The organism is Eubacterium ramulus (genome assembly GCF_003122485.1).
Classification (GTDB): domain Bacteria; phylum Bacillota; class Clostridia; order Lachnospirales; family Lachnospiraceae; genus Eubacterium_I; species Eubacterium_I ramulus_A.
This window is the reverse complement of the sequence record NZ_JRFU01000133.1, coordinates 1-12,397: the sequence shown is the minus strand read 5'-3', so window position 1 is coordinate 12,397 and position 12,397 is coordinate 1. Positions and strand designations below refer to the sequence as shown.

Genomic DNA, 12,397 nt, shown 5'->3' with positions numbered 1-12,397 from the left:
TGCGCAGTGTTACCTGCCACGTGTTTTGTCCTGTGCCATGATGTATGGCGGTGCAGATTCCAGTATTGCGGATTCCAATGCACTGGAGCTGTATGATTACGAAAATGCGCAGATCAAATGTCTGGTGCTCTGGGGCGCAGGTCCTGCCTATTCTGCACCGGCCAGTGGCGGTCGTATGGTAAATGAGCTGCGTGCCAAAGGGGTAAAAACGATTTCCATTGATCCACGTTTTACACCGGATGCGGCTAAGGCAGATATCTGGCTGCCAATTCGTCCGGGTACAGATGTTGCCCTGCAGATGGCATGGATCCGATACATTTTAGTAAACCGCAGATACGATGAGGAGTTTGTAACACGTTGGACGAACCTGCCGTATCTGGTTGAGGTGGAGAGCCGTTTCTTTGCCCGTGCGAAGAAAGGAGAAAACGGTGCACCAGATACTTTTTATGTATGGGATGAAAAGACAGATTCCATGAAGCCGATGGAATATCCGTTTGATGAAAATTTAGCCCCGGCGTTATGGGGCACTTACGAAGTAGATGGAAAAGTATACAAAACCGGTATGCAGTTGTTATACGAGCGTTGCGAGGAGTTTACATTGGAGAAAGCAGCGGAGATCTGCTGGCTGGATGCAGACCGGATCAAGGCCGCCATTGAGATGTATCTGGAAAATTCTCCGAGCGGTATCTGCCTTGGTGTGGCAACAGATCAGACACCGAATTCCGTGCAGGCTGCCATGGCTGCGGACACCATTGATTTCCTGATGGGTAATCTGGAGAAACCGGGCGCGCTGATGCAGCGGTTCCGCACCAGTGGCGTGCTGAAAGTGCCGAACTATCCGGTTCCTGTTGCACTGAAATGTCTGCCGCCAGAGCAGTTGAAAAAACGTCTGGGTGGAAGAGAACATAAGGGATTAAGTATCTGGTATGCAGGTCATCCGGGCAGTGTGTTGAATGCGATTTTGACAGAGAAACCGTATCAGCCGAGAATGTGGATCGACCGTTCCGGAAACAAACTTGGTGTACTGGCAGAATCCGGTCGTTGGGCAGAAGCCATTGAAAAACTTGATTTTATCGTACATATGTATATGTATCCGACTTCTTTTTCCTGCTATGCAGACATTTTGCTGCCGACAGAGGAGTGGCTGGAGACGGATATGATCGTTGAAACCTGTAATATGCTGGTGGCAAGACAGCAGGTAGTTCATCTCTGGGAGACCATGGATGAGACTCTGATCTGGTCCCGCCTGGCAAAAAAATGTGCAGAGCTTGGTCATGAGATGTGTCAGAAAGCTTTTGATCCGGAGTTTATGGGGGATCAGCTTCCGTATTGGGATTCCATGGATGAATTTTTTGATCATTTGACACCGGCGATCGGTATGACCTGGGAAGAAATGAAAAAGAAAGCACCGTTTGAATACATGTCAAAAGAAGAATGGAAGAGCTATTATGTATACAAACAGATTGACGAAGCGACAGGGCTGCCGAAGGGCTTTGATACACCTTCGAAGAAGATTGAAGTCTATGTGGAGAGCATGATCACACTGGGAAGAACCGGTCAGCCGTTCCTGCCGATCGAGTTTGCACCGGCAGATAAGGATTATGAGCCGCTGCCGTATTATCTGGAGCCGGTGGAGAGTCCGGTGCGTGATGATGATACGGCGAGGGAGTATCCACTTGTTATGACAAATGGCCGTGTGCCGTTCTATCATCATTCCACATTGCGTAATGCTGCAGCTATGCGTGAACTGTATCCGGTTCCGGAGATCTGGATCTATCCGGATGTGGCAAAAGCCTATGGCATTGCACCGGGAGACTGGGTTTGGGTGGAATCAAAACGAGGCAAGATTCGTGCGAAAGCACTGGTTACAAAAGGTATCAATCCGGGGACCGTATGTATGGAGCGTTTCTGGCATCCGGAAACTATGAACACCAAGACTCATGGATGGCAGGAAACAAATGTGAATGTATTGTCAAAATCCACTGCACCGTTTAATGATGTCGTTGGTACGCATACATTGCGTGCTTATCAGGTGCGTATTTCCAAAGCGGACAGTGCGCCGGAAGGCATCTGGCAGAAACCGGAAGACTTTGTAAATTGGCTTCCGTTAGGTAAAGCATAGGGAACGAGGAGGCAGAGTGATGAAACAATATGCAATGGTTGTAGAAGTGGACCGGTGCATCGGCTGTAAAGGTGGATGCCAGGTTGCCTGCAAGACTGAAAATGAAGTGGCTTTGGGCCGTTCCAGAAGCACATTATATCATATGGGACCGACTGGGGTCTATCCGGACCTGCAGATGTATTTTCTGCCGGTAATGTGCCAACAGTGTGAGGCTCCGAGTTGTGTGGATGTGTGTCCGACAGGCGCATGTTACAAGGATGAAGAAGACGGAGTGATCCGCATTGATCAGGACATCTGCATCGGATGTCAGAGTTGCAGGAAGGCATGTCCGTTCCATGCAAACAATTTTAATAAAGAACTGCGTGTCATGGATAAGTGTACCGGCTGTGCGCAGCTGCGGGAAAAAGGCGAAGAGCCGGTTTGCGTGAAAAATTGTTCCGGTCGCGCACTGCATTTCGGGGATATCAATGATCCGGAGAGCGAAGTATCCAGAATTCTGGCAGAGAATGAAGGTCATGTATATACATTGAAGGATGATAACGGAAATCATCCGTCCGGGCGTTTTATTTTGAAAAAACAGAATTGGATCGATATGCTTCCGTTTGAATTTGAGGAAGCACTGCGGAATGGTATTTATGAGGAGCCGGAGAGCGAAATGGCTCACAAAATTTTTGAAGATCATTTCAAAAAAGCCAAAGTCGTGCACACAGAAATGAATGAAAAAAAGGAGGCCAAAGAGGGATGAAACAGGTGGAATTAAGAAAACAGCTGGCAAAAGCCAGAGCAGGACTTTATCGTTTCCTTGGCGGTCTGTACATCATGGAAGTGGATGCGGAGACGCTGGCCAATATGAAGCAGATGCAGTTTCCGACAGATTGCGAAAATCCAGAGCTGGCTGAGGCTTATGCGTGTATGGCAAAGTCCGTCGCAGATCTGAAAAATGAGGATCTGGAGGATGTGGCTGCGGATTATGCGAAGACATTTCTGGCAGCAGGAGAGGCTACCGGTGTGGCTGCATTCCCGTATGAGTCCATTTATACGAATAAAAAACATGAGATCGGCGGACGTACTGAGCAGGAGACTCTGGCTTTGTATGCACTGCATGGATGGGAGCCGAGCAAAAATATGTTCCGCACCATGAATGATCATATCGGGTTGGAACTGGAATTTATGGCTGTGCTATGCGAAGAAGAACTGCTTGCCTGTCAGACAAACAATGCGGATCGTGCTGCAATGTCAAACCGGGATCAGAATGAATTTTTATGTAATCATCTGAAATGGGCTGGCGCTCTCTGCATGGATATCAGCAAATATGCGCAGACAGAGTTTTATCAGGCAGTTGGAAAACTGACAAGTGTATTTCTGGAGCAGGAGAAAGAAATGCTGGCAATGGGAGGTGCAATATGGGATATCGCGTAGATTTTGACAAGATGAATGATATTTTGGCTGCCTGGTCAGAGGAGTATCATATTTTTGCACCGGCCTGGGATCAGAGAAAAAAGAAAGTTCGTTACCGGGAAATCAAGACGATTGATCAGATCGTGCTGGATCGTCAGTCCGATTTTTCCCCGAAGGAAGCGTATTATCCGGTGTCACAGACGATGTTTTACTTTACGGATACGGAAGTGACAGAGAGTGAGCTGGCGGACGATAAGGGGATTCTGATTTTTGCACGTCCATGTGATATTAACGGAATGGCGCGTCTGGACTGCATTTTTATGGAAAACGGCGGTCACGCGGATTATTTTTACGCCAGATTGCGGGAAAAAGTAAAGGTTGTCATGTTGGAATGTCGGGAGAGTTTTGAACATTGTTTCTGTGTTTCCATGGGAACAAACAAGACAGACAAGTACGATGCTGCAGTTCGCATTACCGAACATGAGGTGCTGGCAGAGGTCAGAGATGAAAAACTGGGTGCTGCTTTTTCTTTTGTATCAGCATCATCTTGTGATTTTACACCGAAGTTTGTGCAGGAAAATCAGAAAAAACTGCATATTCCGAAGATTACAGACCGCAGTATGTTAAAACCAATCAGCGATCTGGAGTACTGGAATCAGTTTGATGAGAAATGTATGTCCTGCGGTGGATGTAATACCGTCTGCGGAACCTGCAGTTGTTTTGATACAGTGGATGTCATTTATCAGGAGGGAAGCCGAAGCGGAGAACGCCGCAGAGTCTGGTCTTCCTGCATGCTGGAGACATTTACCCAGACAGCAGGTGGTGGTCGTGCCCGCAAGACGCCGGGAGCAAATATGCGTTTTAAGGTTCTGCACAAATTTTATGATTTTGCAGATCGATTTGCAAAGGATGGAAGCCATGGCATTGCCTGCGATGCGCAGATGTGTATCGGATGCGGGCGCTGTGATATGAGATGTCCGAAAAAAATCTCATTTTTTGATGCGGTGGACGGACTTGCAGCGGAAATTGAAAAAATGAATACAGGAGAGGAGGCGTAGAGTAATGGAAAATATTATGAAACCGGAACCACACAAAATCATACATGTTGTGCGCCAGACGACAGCGGAGTTTACGATTCGTGTAGCATGTGACAAAGATCCGGGTTACGGACAGTTTTTCCAGCTGTCTCTGCCGAAAATCGGAGAGGCACCGATCTCTGTCTGTGGAAAAGGACCGGGGTATGTGGAATTTACCATTCGTAAGGTCGGACGACTGACTGGCGGAGTGTTTGATCTGAAAGCAGGAGATACACTTTTCATGCGTGGACCGTATGGAAATGCATTCCCGGTGGAGCAGTTTGAAAATAAAGATCTGCTGGTTATCTGCGGTGGTACGGGTATGTCTCCGGTAAAAACCACACTGACCCATTTTTATGATCATCCGGAAATCTGTAAATCTGTGTATTTGATTGCCGGATTTAAGGATATCAACTGTGTGTTGTTCAATGAGGAACGCGCGAAATTTGCAGAGCGTTTCCATTGTACGTATTGTCTGGATAACTCAGAGGCACCGGGGTTTCACAAAGGAATGGTTACGAAATATATTCCGGATGTGCCCTTTGATACCTTCGATGATTATAATGTGGTCATCGTAGGTCCGCCTCCAATGATGCGGTTTTCAGCGCTGGAGTGTATGAAATGCGGGGTTCCGCCGGAGAAAATCTGGGTTTCCTTTGAGCGGAAGATGTCCTGCGCAGTAGGAAAGTGCGGACATTGTAAGATTAATGAGACGTATGTTTGTCTGGAGGGACCGGTATTTAATTATACGAAAGCAAAAGAATTGTTTGACTAGAAAGATTCTTTTGTGGTGAAAATTTAGGATATGGAAAGGGTCTGGGTTCATTTTGTCTTTGCGGCTAACAATCGCACGCCAAGAAAAAATGAACCCAGACCCTTATTTCAGTTACATGAAAATTGTTTGCTGTTGTGATTGGAAATATTAGAATATAAAAAATGTCGATCATATAGAATAAAAAAAGATTGACATACTTTAAAATATCGTTCTGGCTATAGTAGAAGAATTACGGATGAACACCGCTTGGTTTATGATATTGATCATAATGATAATTTGATCATTTATGCTGCAAAATATCATTATGAGGAAGATTAACACCGAGAGATGTTTTTCTTTTTGGAGACAAAATTCGAAGAAATTTGTATAATCTGCTGTTTTTTTCTGGAAAATTTTGTGCGATATGATGTTGACTCACAGAACAAATATGAGTAGAATATAAATTAGTTAAGAAATGGTAGAACCAATTAAGACGATAGATGTTTTCAGGAAAATAAAAAGATGATTCAGTTTTTGTAAGTGTGATTATCAAAATAAAAGCCATTGAAAACTTTTTTTTTTACACTGATTGGTACTACCAAAAAATAAAACAAAAGTGGCAGTACCAAAATGCATATTTACAATTAAGCATGTAAAAACATGTATTTATAATTATTCAGAAATGAATATACAGCAAAAACGAACGTTTACAATCGTTCGTAAATGAACACAAAACAAACTTGTTTTATGAGGGGGAATCAAAACATGGCAGAGGTAACCTTACCTTTTGGCAAAGAAAAAATGAAGGTAACAATTCCGGACAATCGCCTGAATGGTATCCTTGTTTCCAAGGCGCATGAGTTTCAGGCAGACAAGCCAGAGGAGGAAATCGTAAAAGACGCCTTAGCGCATCCGATTCATTCCAAACGGTTACGGGAGCTGGCAAAGGGGAAAGACAATATCGTATTGATTGCCAGTGACCACACAAGACCGGTTCCAAGTAAAGTGATCATGCCGGGCGTTTTAGAGGAAATCAAAGCAGGTAATCCGAATGCAAAGATTACGATTCTGATCGCCACTGGTTTTCACAGACCGACCACGAGAGAAGAACTGATCTACAAATTTGGTGAAGATATTGTAGATCGTGAGGACATCACATTTGCAGTCCATAAAAGTCATGAAAATGCAGACATGGTAGAACTTGGCACACTGCCATCCGGTGGGAAATTGAAAATCAATAAGATCGCAGCTGAGGCAGATCTACTGATTTCCGAAGGATTTATTGAACCGCACTTTTTTGCAGGTTTTTCCGGTGGAAGAAAAAGTGTACTGCCGGGAGTATCCAGTGCAGCAACCGTCATGGCAAACCATTGTTCCGAGTTTATCGCCAGCGAGTATGCCAGAACCGGCGTGCTGGAAGGCAATCCGATCCATCGGGATATGATTTATGCGGCAGAACAGGCAAAACTTGCTTTTATCATAAATGTGGTACTGGATGAGAACAAAAAAGTTATCCGTGCATATGCCGGAGATTTCAACGAAGCGCACCGGGAAGGATGCAGATTCGTGGATCAGATGTCCGGTGTGGATGCGATTCCTTCCGATATCGTGATTTCCACAAATGGCGGATATCCACTGGACCAGAATATTTACCAGTCCGTCAAAGGTATGACGGCAGCAGAGGCAAGCTGTAATCCAGGCGGCGTGATCATCATGGTTTCCAGCTGCATTGATGGACATGGCGGACAGTCTTTGTATGACACCTTTGCCAGCGGCGGAGATAAAAATGTGATCATGCAGCGTTTCTTAGATACACCCCGTGACAAAACGATTCCGGATCAGTGGGAAGCACAGATTTTGTGCAGAGTGCTGATGCATCACAAAGTCATCATGGTGACTCAGGCACCGAAGCAGCTGGTCAATGACATGCAGATGGATTACGCAGAGAGCGTAGATGAGGCAATCCGCATGGCAGATGCATATCTGGGAAAGGCGGATAGTAAGATCACTGTGATTCCAGATGGTGTATCCGTGATTGTAAGAAGAAAATAGCACTTGAAATAATATTTTTACTACGCTGACAGAAAGTGAAAATATACAGTGAAAAATAAGCTGTTAAAAATAAAATCTGAAGTCAATAATTTGATGAAATATGATAATTCTCCTATATTTTGAACATAGAAATTACAAAGTGATTGTGTTCAGAATACGGGATAGGATAAAGATTTTGAGAAATGTGTAAAAGGAGGATTTGGATGATGGCAGATTACAGCTACAACCAAGTGACACCGGAACTCATAGAAGAGTTCAAAAAAATCGTTCCGGGCAAGGTATTCACCGGAGATGAGATCAATGCAGATTACTCTCACGATGAAATGCCGATTTACGGAAAAGGAGCTCCGACCGTATTGATCGAGGCAACCACAACGGAGGATATTTCAGCAATCGTGAAGCTGTGTTTTGAAAACAGCATTCCGGTCATTCCGAGAGGTGCAGGAACCGGTCTGACTGGTGCATCTGTTGCACTGCATGGCGGTGTCATGATCGACATGTCCAAGATGAACAAGATTCTGGAGTATGATAAAGAGAACTTTGTAGTTCGTGTAGAGGCAGGCGTTTTGCTGAACGACCTTGCAGAGGACGCACAAAAACAGGGACTCTTATATCCACCAGATCCGGGTGAAAAATTTGCAACTCTTGGCGGAAACGTATCTACAAACGCAGGTGGTATGAGAGCCGTAAAATATGGATGTACAAGAGATTATGTCAGAGCAATGACCGTAGTACTTCCAACCGGCGAGATCGTAAAACTTGGTGCAACTGTTTCCAAAACTTCCACCGGATACAGCCTGTTAAATCTGATGATCGGTTCTGAGGGAACTTTAGGTATCATCACAGAGCTGACTTTAAAACTGATTCCGGCACCGAAGGAAACCATCAGCCTGATCATTCCGTATGAGAACCTGGAAGACTGTATCGCAACTGTTCCGAAATTTTTCATGGAGCATTTACAGCCACAGGCCATTGAATTTATGGAAAAAGAAATTGTTCTGGCTTCCGAGCGTTACCTTGGTAAGAGCGTGTTCCCGCAGCAGTTAGAGGGCGTGGACATTGGCGCATATCTGCTGGTAACTTTTGACGGAGAGGATATGGAATCTCTGGAAGAAATCACTGAGAAAGCAGCAGAAGTTGTACTGGAAGCAGGAGCAATTGACGTATTGGTTGCCGATACACCGGCGAAGAAAAAAGATGCCTGGGCAGCAAGAAGTTCTTTCCTGGAAGCCATCGAGGCAGAGACAAAATTGCTGGATGAATGCGATGTCGTCGTTCCGGTAAATCAGATTGCATCTTATCTGACCTTTGTAAAATCACTGGAATCCAACTATGATTTTACCATCAAGAGCTTCGGTCATGCAGGAGATGGAAACTTACATATTTATGCATGTGCCAACGATATGGATGAGGCAGAGTTCAAAAAACAGGTTGCTGATTTCATGGATATTATTTACAAAAAAGCGGCAGAGTGTGGCGGACTGATTTCCGGCGAGCACGGAATTGGTTATGGAAAAATGGATTATCTGGCAGCATTTGCAGGTGAGACAAGCATGCGTCTGATGAAAGGCATCAAAGAAGTTTTTGATCCGAAGATGATCTTAAATCCGGGCAAGATTTGCTACAAGTTGTAAAAACAAGCTGATTTTACGAGTGCTGCTTTTTGAAAGAATTTCAAGAATGGAATGTAGAAGCAGTAGAACACTGAAAATCCGATTTTGTGAGAAAAATAACAATTAGTTGAAATAATATTTGAAAAAATAGGATCACTTACTATAAGGAGGAGTCAAAATGGCATATTTAATTTCTGAAGAAGCACAGGATCTGTTACAGGACGTAAAAAATTTCTGCGATAAAGAAGTCGTAGAGCAGTGTAAAGCATACGATGTATCCGGCGAATGGCCGAAAGAGATTTACGATAAAGCGATCGAGCAGGGATATCAGGCACTGGAAGTTCCGGAGGAGTTTGGTGGCCCGGGTTTATCAAGAGTAGATGTGGCAGCTCTCATCGAGCAGATGGCAATTGCGGATGCTGGATTTGCAACTACCATTTCCGCCAGCGGACTTGGTATGAAACCGGTACTGATCGCAGGAAGTAAAGAGTTAAAACAGCGTGCATGCGATCTGATCCTGGAAGGCGGCTTCGGTGCGTTCTGCCTGACTGAGCCGGGTGCTGGTTCTGATGCAGGCGCAGGCAAGACAACCGCTGTCAAAGACGGTGACGAGTATGTACTGAACGGAAGAAAATGCTTTATCACAAACGGCGGCATTGCTTCTTTCTACTGTGTAACAGCCATGACAGACAAGACAAAAGGTGTCAAAGGAATGTCCATGTTCTTCGTAGAAAAAGGCACTCCGGGCTTGAGCACAGGAAAAGAAGAGAACAAAATGGGTATTCGTACTTCCAACACCTGTGATGTAGTCCTTGAGGATGTCAGAATCCCGGCTTCCAACCTGATCGGTGAGGAAGGAAAAGGCTTCAACATCGCAATGCAGACACTGGATCAGGCGCGTACCTGGATGGGATGCGTTGCAACCGGTATCGCACAGAGAGGTATCAACGAGGCCATCGCTTACGGCAAAGAGCGTGTACAGTTTGGCAAACCGATCATCAAAAATCAGGCGCTGAAATTCAAAGTAGCTGATATGGAAATCAAGACAGAAACCGCACGTCAGATGGTAGCACATGCCTTGACAAAAATGGATCTGGGTCTTCCTTATACAAAAGAGTCCGCAATTGCAAAATGCTATGCTTCTGATATCGCAATGGAAGTTGCTTCTGAGGCCATTCAGATGTTCGGCGGATATGGCTACAGCCGTGAGTACCCGGTAGAGAAACTGTTGAGAGATGCCAAGATCTTCCAGATCTTTGAGGGAACAAACGAAGTACAGAGAATCGTTATCTCAAACAGTGTGATCGGTAAATAAGTTATCCCTTATCTAACAATATATGTATTCCGTCGATGGACATTTTTTGAAAGTTGGCGGAATACGAACAAAAAATATGCAGGAGAAATCATTATGGAAATATTAGTTTGCATCAAACAGGTTCCGGACGATTCTGTGGAAATCTCTTTGGATGAAGCCACAGGAAAACCGGCACTGGACGGGGTAACACCTGTCGTAAATGCATTTGATACATATGCAGAAGAAATGGCAGTACGTCTGAAAGAAGCTGTTGGCGAGAGTGAAGTGACTGTGGTATCCATCGGAGATGACAGTGTGAAAAACTCCTTAAAAAACTGTCTCGCAGTCGGTGCCGACCATGCATACCTCGTAAAATATGACGAGGTCGAAAAATTGGATGGTGCGGCAGTTGCAAAACTTCTTGCAAAAGCAAAATCAGACATTGAAGCAACCGAAGGAAAGACATTTGATCTTGTATTTTGCGGGAAAGAATCTACTGACTATGCAGCAAGTCAGACTGGCTTGTTGCTGGCAGCGGAGTTAAATGTTCCGGCAGTTGCCAATGTGGTAGCCGTAGAAGCAGCAGATGGAAAAGCAACCATCAAACAGGAAACAGAGACCGGATACAATGAGATTGAAGCTTCCCTTCCTTGTGTTGTGACCATTCAGAAGCCAAATTACGATCCGCGTTATCCGACCATCAAGAGCAAGATGGCAGCCAGAAAGAAACCGATCGGTGAACTTGTGACCGGAGATGTTCCGGCAAGTTCTATGGAAGTTGTAAAAGTATATGCGCCTGCAAAACGTCAGGCCGGTGTAAAAATCAAGGCGGAATCCCCGGAAGAAGCTGTTGCTAATGCAATGAAGCTGATCGCGGATGCCAAGGTATTGTAGGAGGTCGTGGAAATGAGTCTGACAGATGGAAAAAATATTTTAGTATATGTTGAGACTGCCCAGGGCGCTCCAGTAGGACCAGCCCTTGAGATTCTGGCAAAGGCAAAAGAGCTTGCAGCTGCAAAAGGTGAAGAAGTGATCGCAGCTATTCTTGCAGAAGCGCCGGAAGAAGCTGCAAAGACAGCCGTTGAGGCTGGTGCAGATCAGGCAGTAATCGTAAAAACAGCAGAAAGCAGACCGGAAGTGCGGGCAGCAATGCTTGCAAAACTGGTTGAAAAATATACACCGTCACTGGTGCTGGCAGCAGCTACACAGGAGGGCAAAGATGTCACTCCGCTGCTTGCACAGAAATTTGAGGCAGGATGCGCTGTTGATGTCATGAATATTTTGGCAGATGGCGATCAGTATGTATTTACCTGCCCGGTTTATGGCGGAAATATTTTAAATGATGTTGTATTGCATACCCAGCCGGCAGTAGCCACCGTTCGCGGCGGTTCTTTTTCCAAATCAATTGAGGCGGGAAAAGCCGGCAAAATTATAGAAGAAACAGTAGAAATTCCGGAGGAGTCTGTATTTACAAAGATTGCCAATGTGGTAAAAGAGATCAGTGAGGCAGTCAATCTGGAAGATGCAGATGTTATCGTAACCGGCGGTCGTGGTATGGGCAGCAAGGAAAACTTTGCGCTGGTTCAGGAATTGGCAGATGTCTGCGGTGGTGTCGTAGGTGCCACCAGACCGGCGATTGAAGAAGAGTGGGTTGGTCGTTCCCATCAGGTTGGACAGTCCGGCAAGATCGTTGCACCGAAGCTTTATATTGCTTGCGGTGTATCCGGAGCTACACAGCATGTATCCGGTATGATTGGATCTGGCTATATCATCGCTATTAATAAAGACGAAGATGCTCCGATTTTTGATGTGGCAGATGTGGGTATTGTTGGCGATGCCATGAAAGTTCTGCCGCTGTTGATCGAGGAAATCAAAAAAATCAAAGAAGCATAAAAATAAACAATTACTTCATTCTTTTTCTTTTAAAATAACTTTAAAAATGTTAATCCTAATCCATTTTTATACACATTTTTAACGATTCTCCTAAGAATCACAAAAACCGGTGTTTCCGTTATGGGGCACCGGTTTTTTCATTGCTAAACGGAGTGTAGAGTGCAGTGATTCTGAAAAGAAGATGTCAGCTTGCGC

General features: G+C 45.0%; 10 protein-coding genes and 1 pseudogene. All 11 read left to right on the top strand.

Annotation, left to right across the window (positions count from 1 at the left end):
* The coding region (locus LG34_RS11730) for a molybdopterin-containing oxidoreductase family protein (RefSeq protein ID WP_109216227.1) at nt 1-2,122 on the top strand (2,122 nt) is incomplete at its 5' end.
* Nucleotides 2,123-2,141: 19 nt separating this feature from the next.
* Nucleotides 2,142-2,867, top strand: a complete 726-nt coding sequence (locus tag LG34_RS11725) for a 4Fe-4S dicluster domain-containing protein (RefSeq protein WP_109216224.1) — start codon at nt 2,142-2,144, stop codon at nt 2,865-2,867.
* Nucleotides 2,864-3,541: a TorD/DmsD family molecular chaperone gene (locus tag LG34_RS11720; protein ID WP_109216223.1), complete on the top strand. Its 678-nt coding sequence runs from the start codon at nt 2,864-2,866 to the stop codon at nt 3,539-3,541. The genes LG34_RS11725 and LG34_RS11720 overlap by 4 nt, the downstream gene beginning before the upstream one ends.
* Entirely contained in the window at nt 3,526-4,578 is a 1,053-nt protein-coding gene (gene asrA / locus LG34_RS11715) for an anaerobic sulfite reductase subunit AsrA (protein WP_109216222.1), read from the top strand. Before LG34_RS11720 ends, asrA begins: the two co-directional genes overlap by 16 nt.
* Nucleotides 4,579-4,582: 4 nt before the next feature.
* Nucleotides 4,583-5,371, top strand: coding sequence for an anaerobic sulfite reductase subunit AsrB (asrB, locus tag LG34_RS11710; protein ID WP_109216221.1), 789 nt, complete (start codon nt 4,583-4,585; stop codon nt 5,369-5,371).
* A 219-nt stretch (nt 5,372-5,590) separates the two neighbouring features.
* A pseudogene (locus LG34_RS11705) lies at nt 5,591-5,689 on the top strand (type II toxin-antitoxin system YoeB family toxin); the annotation flags it as partial.
* Between the two features lie 426 nt (nt 5,690-6,115).
* Nucleotides 6,116-7,402 (top strand): nickel-dependent lactate racemase, encoded by a 1,287-nt coding sequence (gene larA, locus LG34_RS11700; RefSeq protein WP_109216220.1) that lies wholly within the window; start codon nt 6,116-6,118, stop codon nt 7,400-7,402.
* 203 nt (nt 7,403-7,605) lie between these two features.
* The gene (locus LG34_RS11695; protein WP_330427502.1) at nt 7,606-9,036 is read left to right on the top strand and encodes an FAD-binding oxidoreductase; all 1,431 of its coding nucleotides are present in this window, start codon (nt 7,606-7,608) and stop codon (nt 9,034-9,036) included.
* A 157-nt stretch (nt 9,037-9,193) separates the two neighbouring features.
* A complete protein-coding gene (locus tag LG34_RS11690) occupies nt 9,194-10,330 on the top strand; it encodes an acyl-CoA dehydrogenase family protein (protein ID WP_109216219.1) in 1,137 nt (378 codons plus the stop codon).
* Nucleotides 10,331-10,423: 93 nt separating this feature from the next.
* Nucleotides 10,424-11,203, top strand: a complete 780-nt coding sequence (locus tag LG34_RS11685) for an electron transfer flavoprotein subunit beta/FixA family protein (protein ID WP_109216218.1) — start codon at nt 10,424-10,426, stop codon at nt 11,201-11,203.
* A gap of 12 nt (nt 11,204-11,215) precedes the next feature.
* The gene (locus LG34_RS11680; RefSeq protein WP_109216217.1) at nt 11,216-12,202 is read left to right on the top strand and encodes an electron transfer flavoprotein subunit alpha/FixB family protein; all 987 of its coding nucleotides are present in this window, start codon (nt 11,216-11,218) and stop codon (nt 12,200-12,202) included.
* Nucleotides 12,203-12,397: the final 195 nt, after the last annotated feature.